General features: G+C 44.6%; 20 protein-coding genes and 1 tRNA gene. 13 read left to right on the top strand and 8 right to left on the bottom strand.

Features of this window, described 5'->3' with window-relative positions:
* The first annotated feature begins 2 nt into the window (after positions 1 to 2).
* The 3 genes from D0X99_RS02385 (at position 3) to D0X99_RS02395 (ending at position 2,814) form a co-directional block, all read left to right on the top strand.
* On the top strand, positions 3 to 917 hold the full coding sequence (locus tag D0X99_RS02385) for a hydroxypyruvate isomerase family protein (protein WP_119476032.1): 915 nt from the start codon (positions 3 to 5) through the stop codon (positions 915 to 917).
* The gene (locus D0X99_RS02390; protein ID WP_119476033.1) at positions 914 to 1,918 is read left to right on the top strand and encodes a WD40/YVTN/BNR-like repeat-containing protein; all 1,005 of its coding nucleotides are present in this window, start codon (positions 914 to 916) and stop codon (positions 1,916 to 1,918) included. Before D0X99_RS02385 ends, D0X99_RS02390 begins: the two co-directional genes overlap by 4 nt.
* Before the next feature lie 161 nt (positions 1,919 to 2,079).
* Positions 2,080 to 2,814, top strand: coding sequence for a 1-(5-phosphoribosyl)-5-[(5-phosphoribosylamino)methylideneamino]imidazole-4-carboxamide isomerase (locus D0X99_RS02395; RefSeq protein ID WP_119476034.1), 735 nt, complete (start codon positions 2,080 to 2,082; stop codon positions 2,812 to 2,814).
* A 51-nt stretch (positions 2,815 to 2,865) separates the two neighbouring features.
* Here the strand turns inward: D0X99_RS02395 and D0X99_RS02400 are convergent, their stop codons facing one another.
* On the bottom strand, positions 2,866 to 3,222 hold the full coding sequence (locus D0X99_RS02400; protein WP_119476035.1) for a hypothetical protein: 357 nt from the start codon (positions 3,220 to 3,222) through the stop codon (positions 2,866 to 2,868).
* 74 nt (positions 3,223 to 3,296) lie between these two features.
* Between D0X99_RS02400 and D0X99_RS02405 the strand changes: the two genes are divergently transcribed.
* A complete protein-coding gene (locus D0X99_RS02405; protein WP_119476391.1) occupies positions 3,297 to 3,635 on the top strand; it encodes a tRNA-binding protein in 339 nt (112 codons plus the stop codon).
* Here the strand turns inward: D0X99_RS02405 and D0X99_RS02410 are convergent.
* Entirely contained in the window at positions 3,632 to 3,955 is a 324-nt protein-coding gene (locus tag D0X99_RS02410) for a Rieske (2Fe-2S) protein (protein ID WP_119476036.1), read from the bottom strand. The two genes, D0X99_RS02405 and D0X99_RS02410, sit on opposite strands and share 4 nt — an antisense overlap.
* 203 nt (positions 3,956 to 4,158) lie before the next feature.
* Here D0X99_RS02410 and D0X99_RS02415 point away from each other — a divergent pair, with 203 nt between their 5' ends.
* Positions 4,159 to 4,902 (top strand): hypothetical protein, encoded by a 744-nt coding sequence (locus tag D0X99_RS02415; protein WP_119476037.1) that lies wholly within the window; start codon positions 4,159 to 4,161, stop codon positions 4,900 to 4,902.
* Positions 4,903 to 4,957: 55 nt separating this feature from the next.
* Here D0X99_RS02415 and D0X99_RS02420 read toward each other — a convergent pair whose 3' ends face one another.
* Genes D0X99_RS02420 through D0X99_RS02430 form a run of 3 tightly spaced genes read right to left on the bottom strand, consistent with a single transcriptional unit; the run spans position 4,958 to position 7,811 of the window.
* A complete protein-coding gene (locus D0X99_RS02420; RefSeq protein WP_119476038.1) occupies positions 4,958 to 6,100 on the bottom strand; it encodes a cysteine desulfurase family protein in 1,143 nt (380 codons plus the stop codon).
* 25 nt (positions 6,101 to 6,125) lie between these two features.
* The gene (gene glmM, locus D0X99_RS02425) at positions 6,126 to 7,520 is read right to left on the bottom strand and encodes a phosphoglucosamine mutase (protein WP_119476039.1); all 1,395 of its coding nucleotides are present in this window, start codon (positions 7,518 to 7,520) and stop codon (positions 6,126 to 6,128) included.
* Between the two features lie 60 nt (positions 7,521 to 7,580).
* Entirely contained in the window at positions 7,581 to 7,811 is a 231-nt protein-coding gene (locus tag D0X99_RS02430; RefSeq protein WP_119476040.1) for a hypothetical protein, read from the bottom strand.
* Between the two features lie 71 nt (positions 7,812 to 7,882).
* Here D0X99_RS02430 and mazG point away from each other — a divergent pair, with 71 nt between their 5' ends.
* The 4 genes from mazG to fumC all read left to right on the top strand — a co-directional run bounded on the left by mazG (position 7,883) and on the right by fumC (position 11,202).
* A complete protein-coding gene (mazG, locus tag D0X99_RS02435) occupies positions 7,883 to 8,683 on the top strand; it encodes a nucleoside triphosphate pyrophosphohydrolase (RefSeq protein WP_119476041.1) in 801 nt (266 codons plus the stop codon).
* 77 nt (positions 8,684 to 8,760) lie between these two features.
* Positions 8,761 to 9,147: a RidA family protein gene (locus D0X99_RS02440; protein ID WP_119476042.1), complete on the top strand. Its 387-nt coding sequence runs from the start codon at positions 8,761 to 8,763 to the stop codon at positions 9,145 to 9,147.
* 87 nt (positions 9,148 to 9,234) lie between these two features.
* Positions 9,235 to 9,726 carry a hypothetical protein gene (locus tag D0X99_RS02445; protein ID WP_119476043.1) on the top strand — a complete coding sequence of 164 codons (492 nt, stop codon included), beginning with the start codon at positions 9,235 to 9,237 and terminating at the stop codon, positions 9,724 to 9,726.
* 75 nt (positions 9,727 to 9,801) lie between these two features.
* Positions 9,802 to 11,202 (top strand): class II fumarate hydratase, encoded by a 1,401-nt coding sequence (gene fumC / locus D0X99_RS02450; protein WP_119476044.1) that lies wholly within the window; start codon positions 9,802 to 9,804, stop codon positions 11,200 to 11,202.
* 65 nt (positions 11,203 to 11,267) lie between these two features.
* Here fumC and D0X99_RS02455 read toward each other — a convergent pair whose 3' ends face one another.
* Both D0X99_RS02455 and D0X99_RS02460 read right to left on the bottom strand, forming a co-directional pair.
* Entirely contained in the window at positions 11,268 to 11,930 is a 663-nt protein-coding gene (locus D0X99_RS02455) for a hypothetical protein (RefSeq protein WP_119476045.1), read from the bottom strand.
* A gap of 96 nt (positions 11,931 to 12,026) precedes the next feature.
* A complete protein-coding gene (locus D0X99_RS02460; RefSeq protein ID WP_119476046.1) occupies positions 12,027 to 13,949 on the bottom strand; it encodes a glycoside hydrolase family 127 protein in 1,923 nt (640 codons plus the stop codon).
* A 121-nt stretch (positions 13,950 to 14,070) separates the two neighbouring features.
* Between D0X99_RS02460 and D0X99_RS02465 the strand changes: the two genes are divergently transcribed.
* On the top strand, positions 14,071 to 14,901 hold the full coding sequence (locus D0X99_RS02465; RefSeq protein ID WP_119476047.1) for an SGNH/GDSL hydrolase family protein: 831 nt from the start codon (positions 14,071 to 14,073) through the stop codon (positions 14,899 to 14,901).
* A 33-nt stretch (positions 14,902 to 14,934) separates the two neighbouring features.
* On the opposite strand, the gene D0X99_RS02470 is transcribed toward D0X99_RS02465, so the two are convergent.
* A tRNA-Arg gene (locus D0X99_RS02470) sits at positions 14,935 to 15,006 on the bottom strand.
* 145 nt (positions 15,007 to 15,151) lie between these two features.
* On the opposite strand from D0X99_RS02470, the gene D0X99_RS02475 reads away from it, so the two are divergent.
* From D0X99_RS02475 to trmD, 3 genes are read left to right on the top strand one after another with little or no spacing between them, the layout of a single operon-like run.
* Positions 15,152 to 15,697, top strand: a complete 546-nt coding sequence (locus tag D0X99_RS02475; protein WP_119476048.1) for a 30S ribosomal protein S16 — start codon at positions 15,152 to 15,154, stop codon at positions 15,695 to 15,697.
* A 14-nt stretch (positions 15,698 to 15,711) separates the two neighbouring features.
* The gene (rimM, locus tag D0X99_RS02480) at positions 15,712 to 16,242 is read left to right on the top strand and encodes a ribosome maturation factor RimM (RefSeq protein WP_119476049.1); all 531 of its coding nucleotides are present in this window, start codon (positions 15,712 to 15,714) and stop codon (positions 16,240 to 16,242) included.
* Between the two features lie 3 nt (positions 16,243 to 16,245).
* On the top strand, positions 16,246 to 16,935 hold the full coding sequence (gene trmD, locus D0X99_RS02485; RefSeq protein ID WP_119476050.1) for a tRNA (guanosine(37)-N1)-methyltransferase TrmD: 690 nt from the start codon (positions 16,246 to 16,248) through the stop codon (positions 16,933 to 16,935).
* The last annotated feature ends 10 nt before the right edge of the window (positions 16,936 to 16,945 follow it).

Below are 16,945 nucleotides of genomic sequence, written 5' to 3' on the forward strand. Positions count from 1 at the left end.
TCATGGAAAGAAGAAGTTTTATCAAGCAGATGGGTTTGGGCAGTGCCATTTTGGGCAGTGCCGGAGCGATGAGCTTGCCTTCCTTTGCAGGTGAAAAAGCGCCTGCAGCCCCATTCAAGATGGATTTTGCTCCTCACTTTGGGATGTTCAAAAATTCCGCCCCCGGGGGGATCGTGGATGAATTGAAATTCATGGCGGATCAGGGATTTCGGTCTTTGGAGGATAATGGATTGCTGAAACGATCTGTTGCTGATCAGGAATTGATCGGAAAAACCCTGAGTGATCTAGGGATGCGGATGGGCGTATTTGTGATCGATGGGGGAGACAACTGGAAAGTTTCCCTGACCACAGGCAAACAGGAATTTCTGGATGTCTTTCTAAAAACCTGCCGTGAATCCGTGGAAGTAGCCAAACGTGTCGGAGCCAAGTGGGCGACTGTAGTTCCTGGCTATTTTGAGAGAAATCTACCAATTGGGGTTCAGACAGGGAATGTAATCGAAGCCATGAAACGAGGAGCTGAAATACTCGAACCTCACGGGTTGACCATGGTACTTGAGCCTTTGAGTGACAATCCGGACTTGTTTCTTCGCCATGCAGACCAAACGTATATGATTTGTAAAGCCGTGGGAAGTCCAAGTTGTAAGATTCTCTATGACATCTACCATATGCAGCGCAATGAAGGCAATCTGATAGCCACTATGGAGAAGACCTGGAGTGAAATCGCCTACATTCAAATCGGAGACAATCCTGGCCGAAAAGAGCCTGGTACCGGAGAAATTCATTATGGAAATGTGTTCAAATACATCAATTCCAAAGAATTCAAAGGGGTCATGGGAATGGAGCACGGAAATGCCCTGCCGGGAGTGGATGGAGAAAAAGCCCTGATTGAGGCTTATCGAAAAGTCGACATTGCATGAGACTGATTGCTCTATTATTTCTTGGTTTATTTTGGGCTGGAATTGGCCATGCTCAAAATTGGCAATGGAAAGAGTTGAATACACCGGTGAAAGCCTCCCTAAGGGGGCTTTCACCCGTTTCAGGCCGGGTGTGTTGGGCAAGTGGAAGTGGGGGGACTTGGCTGAAGACAACCGATGGAGGCGAAACCTGGGAATACGGAGTGATTGCAGGGTTGGATACTGTTGATTTTAGATCCATTCAAGCATTTGATGAGCAAACAGCTGTGGCCGCTTCTGCTGGCCAACCTGCAGTAATTTACCTTACGAATGACGGAGGGAAATCTTGGGAAAAAGTACACCAGGAAGGTCCGGAGGCGTTTTTTGATGCGATTTCCTTTGTCAATAAAAAGAAAGGTTTTGTGCTCGGAGATCCTGTTGGGGGAAAATGGATGATTTTGGAGACAAAGAATGGAGGTAAGACCTGGAACACCTTGACTTCGCTTCCTTTGGCTACTCCAGGTGAAGCGGCATTTGCGGCCAGTTCGTCCTCCATGACGACCAATTCAGACGGGATTGCATTTGCCACGGGTGGAAGTGTGTCACGTCTTCATTTCTTTTCCTTAGAAAAGAGAGTTTGGACGGTAAGCGATTTGGCACAAATTGCCCAAGGAGCTCCAGCTAAGGGTGTTTTTGCAATGACACTGGCCGAGGACCGTAGAATTTTGGTGGGCGGAGATTACACTTTATTGGAGTCCAGAGAGGGAAATGCTCTTGTAGTTGGGGACATTTCGACTAAAACTCCAGATGTTGCGCCTTTTGGTTACCGATCCGGAGTGGCTTTTTGGAAAAAAGAACAGTTGGTTATTTCAGTAGGACCCTCCGGCTCGGATTTTTCAGTGGACTTAGGGAATACTTGGAAGAATTTTTCTGACATAGGATATCATTCCGTGAAATCATCTCACGACGGAAAAAGAGTTTGGGCATCCGGGAGTCAGGGTAGGATAGGTTTTTTACTGGATTGATCAGAATTACCATTTTTTATTAATTGATTGGCAGGGTGAAGCATCATTTTTTTAAAAGTTGCGAAGTTTTACTTCTTTTCCGCTTTGTATCCTCCCTGCCAGTATTATATTTAAGGATATAAGAATTTTGGATTCCATTAATAAAACCTATTAAAAGACCTATGTTTGAGATCATCCCTTCTATTTGGCTTATCAACGGCAAATGCGTTCGCTTGGAAAGAGGCGACTTTGCAACAGAAGAGGTCATTTCCAATAACCCATTGGAAATAGCACAAGCATTCGAGGGAATTGGGATCAAAAGAATCCATCTGGTTGATTTGGATGGTGCTCGGAGAGGAGAACCAAAAAACTATCATATTCTGGAGGCTATTTCCGGATACACTGACCTTTTGGTAGACTTTACCGGGGGGATCTCTACTGACGGAGATGTGATCAAATGCTTTGAATTTGGAGCTAAAACCGTGACCATTGCCTCAGCTGCCGCGAATTACCCCGAGCGATTCGCCCAGTTTATCCTCTCCTATGGGCGTGAGAAAATAAATCTTGCTGCCGACACCAACCCTTCAGACCATAAAATCAAGATCAAAGGCTGGTTGAAAAAAACAGAAATCGACCTGTTTGATCACATTGAATTTTTCTACGAAAGAGGGTTAAAGTATTTGAAGTGTTCGGATGTGACTAGGGATGGAGTAATGCTTGGGCCTAATTTTGATCTTTACAAGGAGATTTTGGACAGATTTCCTTCCATTCATTTGGCAGCCTCAGGAGGAGTAAGGGGAGTTGATGATTTCCGCCGATTGAGGGATATGGGATTGAAAGCTTCTGTTTTTGGAAGAGCCTACTACGAAGGAAAAATCAGTCTGCATGATTTGGAAAAATTTATAGCAGAATCATAAACGAAAAAAGAGGCTTTAGCCTCTTTTTTTATATTCATTCAGATAAGAATTTCAATCTGCTTTAAACTTGTCAACTACGTACAGGAAAATATTAAAAGACAACGTAGAAGGAGACTCATTCTTTTTTACCTCTTTTTCAGGTAGAATTCCGACTGCCGGAAGGTCTTTTTTTACCGGGGCTGCCTTTAGGTTTTGATTTGATCGTACCGGTAGAAGGTTGGGTGAAGCATTATCCTGAATTGAGGTAGGATCTTCAAGGACCACTCTTTCATTGGTTCGCGGAGAATTTTCCTCGGTTTTTTCCTGCTCTGACTGCGCCGAAGCATCTACGGTAATCAACGCCAATCCCACTATTGCTACACTGAGCAAGGCTGGTTTTTTAAAATGAAATCCTGCGAATTTCAACATGGCTTATTTTGAATAGTTAATATTTTAACTCCAGAGTTTGTAAAATGTTCCTAAAATTAGAAAAAAAAACCACTATGCAAACGATTGACATGGAAGATTTCGCCAAAATAGAACTTAGGGTTGGAACGGTTATAAAGGTAGAAGTTTTTGATAAAGCACGTAAACCGGCATATAAAATTTGGGTGGATCTAGGGCATGAAGTAGGAGTGAAAAAATCTTCAGCACAAGTGACGGATTTTTATCAACCAACGGACTTAATCGGGAAGCAAGTGATTTGTGTATGTAATTTCAAACCCAGGCAAATTGCTGATTTTATGTCTGAGGTATTGATTACGGGTTTTACCTCCGGGGAAGGAGGAATCGTCCTCGCCACCGTAGAAAGAAATGTTCCTAATGGCCAAAGGCTTCATTAAGGAATGGTAATCTTTAATCCGTCCTCGTCTAATCGAGTCATGTAAACTGTTAAATCTTCGCAATATCCAGCCTTTACATTTCCGGTTTTCAGGTCGAATCGGTACTGATGAAGGGGACAAATGATTTCTCCTGCTCCATTAATATTGGCCTCAAGGAGTGATGCTCCTTTATGTGGACAAAAGGCCTGAAAAACGTAAACTTGATCTCCAACTCTCAGCCCGGCAAGTTGGTGCTGTCCTACTTGAATTTTTTTAATCGACCGTTCGGGTAAAAATTTGATTACTTCCTCTTTGGTCTTTCCTAAGACGTATTCTTTCATGTGTTTATAATTGTCTTTAAATTTTATTCAGAATCTCTCATGTCACTCAACCTCCAATGACAATCGAGACATCCCGATGGCTGGAAGTTATGTCATGCGCGATTTCCTTAAATAAAAGCAAACAACCATCAAACCAACACAACTTTGGTTTTCTGGTTATTCCTCATCAATTTGATGTAAGCTACACTTAACCCGATCATATCATGAAAAAATATCTTTTACTCCCACTTCTATTTTTGGCCAGCTGGGTAAATGGACAAAATTTAAACGGTGCCTGGAAATTAATTAGCCAAAATGGAAAGTCGGTCACGGACCAGGAATTCATCAAAATATATCAGGATGACTATTTTGCATTTGGAGTAAAAAATGCGTCGGACAATGCCTTTATCGGTGCCGGAGGAGGGCCATATTCGATTCAGGAAGGAAAACTTTTGGAAACCTTGGATTTTTTCACCTTGAATCCTCTTCAGGTAGGCACAACTACCCCTTTTCGGATTGAATGGAATGGGAATAAAATTACCCTTTCAGGAGATACGGCGAACGGAATGCTGGTGGAGACTTGGGAGAGAATATCAGATGCAAAGGATGATTTGACTGGAAACTGGGTAATCACCGGAAGAAAGCGTGATGAGGAAATCTCCAGATCTACACCGGGTGCCCGAAGAACGATCAAAATCCTCAGTGGAGGCCGTTTCCAATGGGTGGCCTTTAATTCCGAGACCAAAGAGTTTTCCGGCACAGGAGGAGGAACCTACACTGCCGTCAATGGCAAATACACTGAAAATATTACCTTTTTCTCCCGCGACAATTCCCGAGTTGGGGCGAGTTTGAGTTTTGATTTCAAAGTAATTGATGGGGAATGGCATCACAGTGGCCTGAGCTCAACCGGTGCTCCGATCTATGAAATCTGGACTCCCTATGCGATTGGGTATAAGCCCGCCAAATAAGGGAGATGACACTGTATTAAATAAAAAAAGGAGCCCAAAAGGCTCCTTTTTTTATTTAAACTTCCACTGCGTACAGCTCTTTTAGCTTTCTGACAGTATAGTCTACCTCATCAAGAGTATTGAATCTGCTAAAGGAAAATCTCACTGAATCTCTTTCGGGATTGTGATGGAGGGCTCTCAACACGTGGGATCCTACCGTGGCACCGGAACTGCATGCAGAACCTCCTGAGGCGGAAATTCCTTCCAGGTCAAGATTGAAAAGTAGCATGCCCCGATTGGATTCGGAAGGCGGAAGGCTGACATTCAGCACTGTGTAAAGACTTTTGTCCATATCAGCGGAAAGTCCGTTGAATTCTACTCCAGGTAATTCTTGGACCAGCTTTTCAATGAAGTGTTTTTTTATCTTTTCGATATGGGTCCGATGTCCGGCCATATCTTCGTAGGCAAGTTCTAGCGCTTTTGAGATTCCAATGATACCGATCACATTTTCAGTTCCCCCACGCATATTTCGCTCTTGGGCTCCACCGTGGATGAAAGGATGAATTTTCTTGTCTTTTCTTACGAATAGAAATCCTGAGCCTTTGGGGCCATGAAATTTATGTCCGCCAGCTACAATGGCATCAACCGGAAGAAGCTTCAAATCATGGACATAATGTCCCATGGTCTGAACCGTATCCGAATGGAAAAATGCTTCGTGTTCCTTTGCTAAAGCTCCGATCCGATCCAGATCATTCAAGTTTCCGATTTCATTGTTGGCATGCATCAGGGAAACCAGGCTTTTCGGATTCGTTTTTAGCAATTCCTCCAATTGATTTAGATCGATTTCACCTCGGTCGTTTACATCCAGGATGCTGAGCTTTACCATTCCTTTTTTTGCCAATACCTCCAAGGTATGCAGAACCGCGTGATGCTCTATAGGAGAAGTGATCGCATGAGTAATGGCATGGCTTTCGATCCCACATACCAAAGCAGTGTTATCGGCCTCAGTTCCTCCGGATGTGAAGAAAATCTCAGATGGACTGGCATTGAGCAATTCCGCTACTTTCTTTCTCGATTTCTCGATGGCTGTCCTTACTTCCCTTCCATGGCTATGGACTGAAGAAGGGTTACCAAAATGAGATTTCATGAACGGAAGCATGGCCTCAATCACTCGATCGTCCATGGCTGTCGTTGCGGCATTGTCAAAATAAACTTTCATTGGGTGCTGGGGGGATTTTTCAGGATCAAATCAGAGAAGCGCTGACCACCTCTTTGATGTCCTGCATGATTTTCTTGGCCAAGTGTTCCGCCGTGGCTTCAGAATCCGACTCTGAATAGATCCGGATGATCGGCTCAGTATTTGACTTTCTCAAATGCACCCACTCCTTTTCAAACTCAATTTTAACCCCATCAATATCATTGATTGGGTGCTTTTTGTATTTGTTTTTGATCTCAACCAGGATTTTGTCGACGTTGATTTCAGGAGTAAGTTCTATTTTATTCTTTGAAATATGGTAGTTGGGATAAGTAGCCCGAAGCATGGAAATGGACTTGCCAAATTTGGCCAAATGGGTCAAAAACAATCCGATTCCCACCAAGGCATCGCGACCATTGTGGGAGGCTGGGTAGATGATGCCGCCATTTCCTTCTCCACCAATTACGGCATTCACAGCCTTCATTTGATTGACTACATTGACTTCACCTACGGCAGCCGCAGTATATTTCCCGCCTCTTTTCTCGGTTACATCACGAAGTGCTCTTGTGGATGAAAGGTTGGACACCGTATTGCCAGGTGTTTTGGAAAGCACATAATCTGCTACCGCTACCAAAGTGTATTCTTCTCCAAACATGGATCCGTCCTCATTGACAAAAGCCAATCGGTCTACATCTGGGTCCACCACAATACCCAGGTCATAGCTTCCTTTTTCCAATTTCTTGGAGATATCCCGGAGGTTTTCAGGAAGTGGCTCAGGATTGTGCGGGAAGTGGCCATCAGGTGTGCAGTACATCTCTTCGATTTCGGTCACACCCAAAGCACGAAGCAATTTTGGAATGGCAATTCCTCCAGTGGAGTTTACAGCATCCACCACGATTTTGAAATTTCTGGCTTTGATCGCCTCGACATCTACGAGCGCCAAATCCAAAACATGCTGAATATGTCGGTCGATGTAGTCGTCGATTTGAGTGTATTTTCCCAGCTTTTTCACTTCTGCGAAAGAGAAAGCCTCGTTTTCTGCTTTTTCAAGAATAGACTTGCCTTCTTCATCAGAAATGAATTCACCAACTGAATTCAGGAGTTTCAGGGCATTCCACTGGATGGGATTGTGGCTGGCAGTGAGAATAATTCCGCCTCCGGCATTTTCCAAAGGCACCGCAAACTCGACAGTGGGCGTTGTGCTCAATCCAAGATCAACCACATGAATGCCCATACCTTGTAGCGTGGCTGAAACCAATCTGGAGATCATGTCTCCAGAAATCCTCGCATCCCGTCCGATTACAACTTTTGGATTATTGGTCTTTTCAATGACCCATGCGCCATAAGCCGCGGTAAATTTTACTACGTCGATAGGAGTGAGACCTTCGCCGGCTTTGCCGCCGATGGTTCCTCTTATCCCTGAAATAGATTTGATAAGCGACACGTACAGTTGATTTAGTAAAAGTGGATATCTAAAAAAACCTGTCTTTGACAGGATTATGTTTTATTTAAATTTTGCAAGAACCTTGTCTACTTCATTGTCCGGATTAGCACAGGTACTAGTGGAATCGACTGTTTTTCCACAGAAGCTGCAAGTTACCCCTTCTTTATTCAGAAAGGGACTCTGAGAGGCACAAGTGCCCTTGAATTCTCCGTTTTTGAGGAAAATGAGCCTTACTGACATCAGTATGAAGAACACTGCGACGAAGCCCAAGGTTAGAAATATGGTTGTCATAACGGATAAATTTGCGCAAATTTAAAGCTTTACTTCGAAACGTCCACAATTCCAGCTTAGTTTCCCAAGACATGTCAAATTTGAGTACCCGGGCCGAGCAACTGGCCGCATTTGATCGTTTGTTGACCATTATGGATGAGCTTCGGGCCCAGTGTCCTTGGGATAAAAAGCAAACCACTGAAAGTCTACGGCATTTGACCATCGAAGAGACTTTTGAACTTTCGGATGCCATTTTGGAGGGAAATCCGGAAGAAATCAAAAAGGAATTGGGAGACATTCTCCTTCACATTGTCTTCTATGCCAAGATTGGTTCGGAGGAGGGTAATTTTGACATGGCTACGTTGACAAATTCACTGTGCGAAAAACTCATTCGTCGCCATCCGCATATTTATGGCGATACAATCGCACAGGATGAAGAAACGGTCAAGCAGAATTGGGAGAAAATCAAGCTGAAAGAAAAAGGTAATGTTTCCGTTTTAGGCGGTGTCCCCAAGTCTTTACCGGCTCTGATCAAAGCCATGAGAATCCAGGAAAAGGCCCGAGGAGTGGGCTTTGACTGGGAGGAAAAGCAGCAAGTCTGGGAAAAAGTGGAGGAAGAAATGCAGGAATTCAAAGCAGAATTCAATGCTGCGGAAGAAAAGGAAATCGATCGAGAAAAAGCCACCGGAGAATTTGGGGACTTGCTTTTTTCACTGATCAACTACGCCCGGTTTATTGACATTAACCCCGAGGAAGCTCTCGAACGGACCAATCTCAAATTCATCAAACGCTTTCAGTATTTAGAAAATGCAGCTAAAGAAGCAGGGAAAAATCTCAGCGAAATGACTTTGGCAGAAATGGATGTGTACTGGAACGAAGCGAAAAGGCATTAAATAGTCTTCCGTTGGCAGCTTTTCATGACCAATAACTCAATTACCAATTTCCAAAAACTCAATAATCTTTACCCTTTATGTCCAATCAAATCATTTTCACCCCGGAAGCTCCGGCACCGATCGGGCCATATTCACAAGCTGTCCTGGCAGGGAATACACTATATATCTCCGGTCAAATAGCCTTGGATCCGGAAACCGGTGAGCTGATCAATGAAAATATCACCGAGGAGACTCATGCCGTGATGAAAAATATGGAGGCTGTTCTTCGTGTAGCAGGTTTTTCGTTTTCGGATGTGGTGAAGTGCACGATCTTCATCCGAGATATGGGCCAGTTCGGTACGATCAACGAAGCTTACGGCCAATATTTTAAATTAAACCCTCCGGCCCGTGAGACAGTTGAGGTAAGTAAGCTTCCAAAAAATGTGAATGTTGAAATTTCCTGTATAGCCGTGAAATTACCTTGAGTAAAGATTCTAACACTAAGGAAGATTATTTTGAACATTGTGGGTGGCAGATAAAGAACAAATTATAAACACATGAAATAACCGATTTTGAATCTCCTTCCCTTCCATAGTGAAACCATCGTCAGTGCCCTTTCCAAGGAGGAAGTGTTGGGGCATATGATCCGTGTGACCAAGGAAGTCAACTTTTTGGACACCAGAACCCTGCAGGATCCGAAGATTCGGTTTAACGGAATGATTGGACAGGAGGGATTTCGAATTTCAAAAGCGATTAAAAAAGGGGATTCATTCCTGCCTCTGATCACAGGAGAAGTGGAGTCTACGCCCCGGGGCAGCATCATCTTTCTACGTTATCGGCTTTTTCCGGGAACACTCTTTTTTCTGGCATTCTGGAGCATCATTTTGATCGCATTTATGGCATTTTACTTTGGAGTGCTCAAGAATGTTGAAAAAGGAGTCATCTGTCTGGGCCTGGCGATCCTCAATTATGTCTTGGGAGTTTTCTTTTTTCACAGACAAGTGAAAGCCTCTCGGGAAGTTTTCCATGAGTTGATCAATTTCCAGATGAAGGACAAGGATTAACACCTTGCAGCTTAGGCAAAAATGCCTTTTGCACTTAACTTTGCGCCCGAAAATCAAACACCTATCCCAAATACCATGTCAATCCGAATCGAAAAAGACACCATGGGGCCTGTAGAGGTTCCTGCTGACAAATACTGGGGAGCACAAACCCAACGCTCCATCAACAACTTCAAAATCGGAGGGGAGAAAAACCGTATGCCGATCGAAATCATCCGAGCATTTGCAATTTTGAAAAAAGCAGCTGCCCTGACCAACGCTGAATTGGGTGTTTTAGCTCCGGAAAAAGCCGAAATCATTGCCAAAGTCTGTGATGAAATTCTGGCCGGTCAGCACGATGATCAGTTTCCTTTGGTGATTTGGCAAACAGGCTCGGGTACCCAGTCCAACATGAACGCCAATGAGGTGATCGCCTATCGCGCTCACGTACTTCTTGGAGGTTCTTTGGAGGATGCCAAGAAGAAAATTCACCCGAACGACGACGTGAACAAGTCACAGTCTTCCAATGATACCTACCCAACTGCCATGCACGTGGCGGCTTATCAGATGGTGGTGGAAACTACTATTCCGGGAGTTCAAAAACTCAGAGATACCCTTGCCGCAAAAGCAGAAGCTTTTAAAAACGTGGTAAAAATCGGCCGTACCCACTTCATGGATGCGACTCCACTTACCCTTGGTCAGGAGTTTAGCGGCTATGTGGCACAGTTGGATCATGGACTGAGAGCTTTGAAAAATACCCTTTCTCACCTCTCAGAGTTGGCTTTGGGTGGAACCGCAGTAGGAACTGGCTTGAATACCCCAAAAGGATATTCTGAACTGGTGGCCAAAAAAATCGCTGAACTTTCAGGTTATCCTTTTGTTACGGCCCCTAACAAATTTGAAGCCTTGGCAGCACACGATGGAATGGTAGAAACCCACGGTGCATTGAAGCAGCTGGCTGTTTCTCTGATGAAAATCGCCAATGACATCCGTATGCTTTCTTCAGGACCAAGATCCGGAATCGGAGAAATCCTAATCCCTGAAAACGAGCCGGGATCTTCCATCATGCCAGGAAAAGTAAATCCAACCCAAGTGGAGGCCATGACGATGGTTGCTGCCCAAGTAATGGGCAATGACGTAGCCATCACGATCGGAGGTTCCAACGGTCACTTCGAACTGAATGTATTCAAGCCGTTGATCGCAGCCAACTTCCTGCAGTCCGCCCGACTGATCGGAGATGCCTGTGTTTCGTTCAATGACAACTGCGCCATCGGAATCGAGCCAAATACGCCGATGATTCAGCGTCACCTCGAGAATTCACTGATGCTGGTAACGGCTTTGAACCCCTATATCGGTTATGAAAATGCCGCCGCCATTGCCAAAAAGGCTCACAAAGAAGGAACCAGCCTGAGAGAAGCAGCCATTGCCTTGGGTCTTTTGACCTCTGAGCAGTTTGACGAGTGGGTCAAGCCTGAGGATATGATCGGGAGTTTGAAGTAAAAGCACACTCAAAAAAAAACGGCTGTCTGGTTTCCCGGACAGCCGTTTTTCATTTAAGACAATTTTTAATCTTTCTTATAAATATCAAAGTTCTTCAGCATGATCCCTGTTGAGACGTAGAACAGGGTGCTTCGTGTAGGAGAGTAATCCACTCCGGCTACATTAATCTTTTGATTGTCTGTCTCCAGAAAATCAGTCAGGTAATATTTGAACCGGATGTAGTTTCCGTATTTGCTTTTGAACTCGACAAAAACAGAAGGCAAGTAGATCTTGGTGCGATCGCTAAACCAGATGTTTGATTTTGACTTTTCTTCATTCACATACACTTTCTGCTTGTAGTTCAGTGCAAATTCATTTTCAAAACCTATGGCTCCTAGGTTGCCTTTCATGTCACCGAATTTGATTGCGATAGGAATGCCAATGGTATAGACACGTTGTTTGACTCGAACCGAATCGTTGATATCATTAATCATACCGATGTTTCGGATGCTTAGACCGGTGTAGAATCCGCTTTTTTCTGAAAAGTCCTTGTGAAACTGAGTGCCAAAGTTGACAAAAGGTGAGAATCTGACCACGTTGGAAAGGTCTTGTCCATTGTTTTCAACACTGCCGAAGGAAAGGATGGTTTCGGAGGAGGATACCCCGTACCAGTTTTTGTTGGTTTTTTCCTGAGCATATAGACCAAATCCCACGCCCAAAAACAATGCAGTTAGTAAGAGTTTTTTCATTTTTATAGAGTTTAAAAGTTTGGCAAAGGTAAATTTTTTTGATCGTCTCCGATTTTTTTCAAAAGAATGAACAAAAACACAAAGAAACGCCAGCGTTTATTTTTGTCCAACGGGAATCCAAACCTGCATTTCATTTGGACCACGGTTGGCCCAGGTATAATAAGGGATTGCGGTTAGTGTTTTTTGACCTTGGTTATTCAGGCCATTGACATTAAAGCTGATTGCTTTGACTTGTTCATCCAATACCTGATAATCCTTTACCTCAAATCCCGGAGTGGAAGCAAGAACAAAATCAGTGGCCATTCCCCCGTTATCTGCTCCTTCCACACAATATACCAAAGGGCCACGCTGGATGGCAACCCGTCCCTGATTGGCCAAAACTTCCGGTCTGGACTGCAATTCACGTACTTCCATCGGGAGGGTATAGGATATTTTATCTCCTTTTTTCCATTCCCGATCAAGGACCAAATAACCGTTCTTCTGTGGGGCCTGGACTTTTTCACCATTTACTTCCAGATAAAAATTGGTGGGTTTTTCATCTAAAAATGAATAGAGTTCACCGGGTACAGGTTCTCCTGTAATCCAACCCGGAATTCTCAGATTAACCTCAAACCGGGTGGGATTTGCCGGATTCAATTCAATCAAAACTTCCCCATCCCAAGGGTAGTTGGTCTTCATTTCCACGGGAACTTTTGTACCGGAAAGTTCAAATTCGGTTTGATTGCCAATGAACAGGTTGACCCAAATGCCGGAATCATTTTTTGCATAGATGTAATCCCCGACGGAGGCCACTAATCGGGAAATGTTGGACGGACAACAGGCCGTACCAAACCACTCTCTGCGGTTATGCTGTCCACTGGAGGCTAAAGGATTCCCATAAAAAAACCGGTCGCCGCTCAGACTCAGCCCATCCAAAGCTGCATTGTAAAGACTTCGCTCCAGCACGTCGATGTATTGGGATTGTCCCTCCAGCAGGTTCATTCGCTGATTCCAAAAAACCATGCCCACGGATGCGCAAGTTTCGCTGTAGGCGTTTTCATTGGGTAGATCGTAATCAACGGAAAATCCCTCATTGCTTCCCGAAGAACCGATGCCACCTGTGACATACATGTTTCGATAGACTACATCTTCCCAGACGGTTTTCATGGCATTCATGTAACCCAAGTCATTTTTGGCAGCTGCAACATCAGCTGCACCGGTGTAGAGATACATGGCTCGGACGGCATGTCCGGTGATTTCTTTTTGGTCTTTGACAGGGACAGCATCTTGGGCATATTTAGGTCCCCACTCCGGTTTGTCCCAGATGGCACCTTTTCCATATCCCCGGCCTCTTTGATCCAGAAACCAGTCAGCCAATTGAAGGTATCGCTCCTCTCCGGTCACTTTATATAGTTTCACCAAAGCCAACTCGATTTCCTCGTGTCCACTTACCCAAGGTTTATTGGCTTGCCGAAATTGAGTGTCGATGTGGTCTGCCATGCGGATGGCCACGTCCAACAGTTGCCGTTTTCCGGTAGCCTGATAGTAGGCCACACCTGCTTCCATCAGGTGTCCTGCGCAGTAGTCCTCGTGTTTTTCCATGTCCTGCCAACGCTTATCCAAGCCCGTAAGGGAGTAAAAAGTATTGATGTAACCGTCAGGTTCTTGTGCTGAGGCGATCTTGGCGATCCATTCATCAGCCTTTTGCTCCAATGCTTCATCGGGAATGTTTTGAAGTGAATAGGCGATGGCTTCAAGTGCTTTATACACATCGCTGTCATCGTAATAGATTCCTTCGTGAGTTTCTCCTTGCTTTCTGCCTGCTTTTTCAAAATTCCGGATTCTCCCAGTTTTCACTTCCGTCTGATAAACAGAAGCAGGGAGGGCAGATTTGGCCACTTTTTCCAGCTTGGGCTTCCAAAATGAGTCAGTGATTTTGATTTTAGAAAAGGAATGAGCCTCCAATTTGACGGGACTTTCCTGCGCAAAAACTGAATTAATTGGGAGAAGCAGAGCAAGAAGGAGCTGCGATTTCTTCATTGGGTTTTGGGTTTGGATAAAAATAGGGAATTCAGTTCTTTTCGACCCGATCTCCTCACAAAAACAGGTAATTTAGAAACCGGATCCTATCAAAACTTTAAGTATTAAAAACCCTGTCGCTATGAAAAAGACTTTTCTGATATTGGTTTTCCTTATGTTTTACTTGGGATTTGAACCCAAACCGTTGACCTGGGTGGCGATTGGGGACTCGATCACCTATCTCAACGACAATCCGGAAGAAACCGGAAGCCGGATCAGCAAAGGGTACCTCACGTTGGTTCAGGAGAAATTTCCCGACCTCGAGGTAGTCAATAAAGGATACAATGGCTGGACGGCAATTCGAATTGCCCAGGAATTTGCCAAACTCGAAATCCCTAAAGCAGAGGTTTATAGTATTTTCTTGGGGACCAATGATTGGTGGAGGGGGAATTCGTTGGGTACGGTCGAGGATTACAAAAATGCGACTGGAACAGGCACCGTAGCCGGCTCATTTCGTGAGATCGTCAATCAAATACGAAATCTTAATCCCGAGGCAAAAATCATCCTGATCACTCCGATGAAGCGGGTGGATTTTGTATACATCAACGATTACAAAAACAATGCATTGGGTTCGTATCGGGATAAAAACGGTCAAAGTCTAGAAGCTTTTGCTGACCTTTTGAAGGCAATTGCTCAATTGGAAGGAATCGCATTTGTAGATCTGTACCATCAAAAAGGCATGGATCATGCCGATCTGGTGAAGTTTAAGCGGTTGAAAGATCCAGGGACTGGGGAGTATAAAAATTACCGATATCCTGATTTTATCGACATTCCTTTTGATCCCGAAAAGGATGAGTATCCTTATCCTCAAAAATCAATCGGTGTTACGTATGACGGGCTCCATCCTTCAGATAAGGGTTATCGGTTGATTTCCAAGGATTTGTATCCTATTTTTAAGAAATTGCAGAAATAAAAATAGGCTGCAATTTACTTGCAGCCCATTTTGTAGTCCCGACGGGAATCGAACCCATATCTAAAGTTTAGGAAACTTCTATTCTATCCATTGAACTACGGGACCATGTAAAAAGTCGCAAGTTAAAGCAAATCCCAACTTTCCGGCAAATATTCTCCAGTCAACTTGTGGCTTTCCAATCATTTAACCTATCTTTGCACTCCAAATTTAGGATGGACGGGTTCCATCCAATCACTTAATCTAAAAAATTATGTCCGTAAAAATCAGATTAGCACGTCGAGGCAGAAAAAAACAAGCCATCTATGACGTCGTTGTAGCTGATGCAAGAGCTCCACGTGATGGACGCTTCATCGAGAAAATCGGAACTTACAATCCGAACACAAATCCTGCTTCCATCAACATCAACAATGAGCGCGCTCTTACCTGGTTGTTGAATGGAGCTCAGCCAACTGATACCGTGAAGGCTATGCTTTCTTACAGAGGTATCATGCTGAAAAAACACCTTCAGATCGGTGTATTGAAAGGTGCAATCTCTCAGGAACAAGCTGATGCAAAATTCAATGCTTGGTTGGCTGAGAAAGACACCAAGATTACCAACAAAACCGACAAACTTGCTGCTGCTAAAGCTGACGCTCGTGCAAAAGCACTTGCTGCTGAAGCTGCTAAAAACCAGGCTCGTCTGGATGCAATCAAAGCGAAAGAAGACGAAGCAAAAGCAGCCGCTGCTGCCGCCTCTGCTCCTGCTGCTGAAGCCGCTACCGAAGCTCCTGCAGAAGGCGGAGAAGCTGAAGCTTAATAGAATAAATTTCCATGAACAAGGATCAGTGCTTTCAAATAGGCCGTCTTGCCAAAGTTCATGGACTTCGTGGTGAAGTAAATGCGGTGCTGGATGTAGATTATCCGGAGGATTACGAAGGATTAGAGCACCTCTTTCTCGAACAAAAAGGCCGGTTGGTCCCCTTCTTTCTGGAGCACTTTGTGATTCAGCCTGGAGGAAAAGCCCTGGTTAAATTTGAGGATCTGAATTCCCTGGAGCAAGTAGAGCCACTCGTTGGACTGGAGATTTACCTTCCGCTCACCGAGTTGCCCCAGCTGGAAGAGGATCAATATTACTTCCACGAACTGATCGGTTTCGAAGTCATCGATGAGACTTTAGGATTGATCGGACCTGTGCAGATCATCTACGATCTGGAAACACAGGATCTCCTCGGAGTAACCCACAAGGGTAAAGAAGTTCTGATTCCAATTCAGGACGGGATTATCCAAAAAGTGGACAAGGCAGCTAAAAAAGTTTACTGCCAGTTGCCCGATGGCTTACTTGACATTTATCTGGAAGACTGAGTCATGCACATTGATATCATCACTGTGGTGCCGGGATTGCTGGAAGGTCCTTTTTCCCATTCGATTTTGAAAAGAGCCGAAGAAAAAGGATTGGCAAGTGTTCGTGTGCATAACCTGCGGGATTATGCCACCGGCAAGCAAAAGCAAGTGGATGATTATGCATTTGGAGGTGGAGCCGGAATGGTCATGATGATCGAGCCCATCGCCCGATGCATAGAGACTCTCCAAACCGAACGTTCGTACGATGAAATCATCTACATGACGCCGGACGGAGAGACCTTTGATCAGCCCATGGCCAACTCACTTTCACTCAAACAAAACCTCCTGATCCTTTGCGGTCATTACAAAGGGGTAGATCAGCGAGTGAGGGATAAGTTTATCACCAGAGAAATCAGCATTGGAGATTTCGTCCTTTCGGGTGGGGAATTGGCGGCCGCAGTAGTGGCCGATGCGATTATCCGATTGATCCCGGGAGTACTCAATGACGAAACTTCAGCGTTGACTGATTCTTTCCAAGATGGCCTGTTGGCACCGCCGGTTTATACACGCCCCGCAGAATATGAGGGAATGGGTGTGCCGGAAGTATTGCTTTCAGGACATGAAGCCAAGATAAGCGAGTGGAGATTTGAAGCGTCGGTTCGCCGAACCAAAGAAAAACGGCCTGACTTGCTCAAGGGCAAAGGCTGGGAATAGGCGAGACAAA

The organism is Algoriphagus lacus (assembly GCF_003583985.1).
In the GTDB taxonomy this organism is placed as follows: domain Bacteria; phylum Bacteroidota; class Bacteroidia; order Cytophagales; family Cyclobacteriaceae; genus Algoriphagus; species Algoriphagus lacus.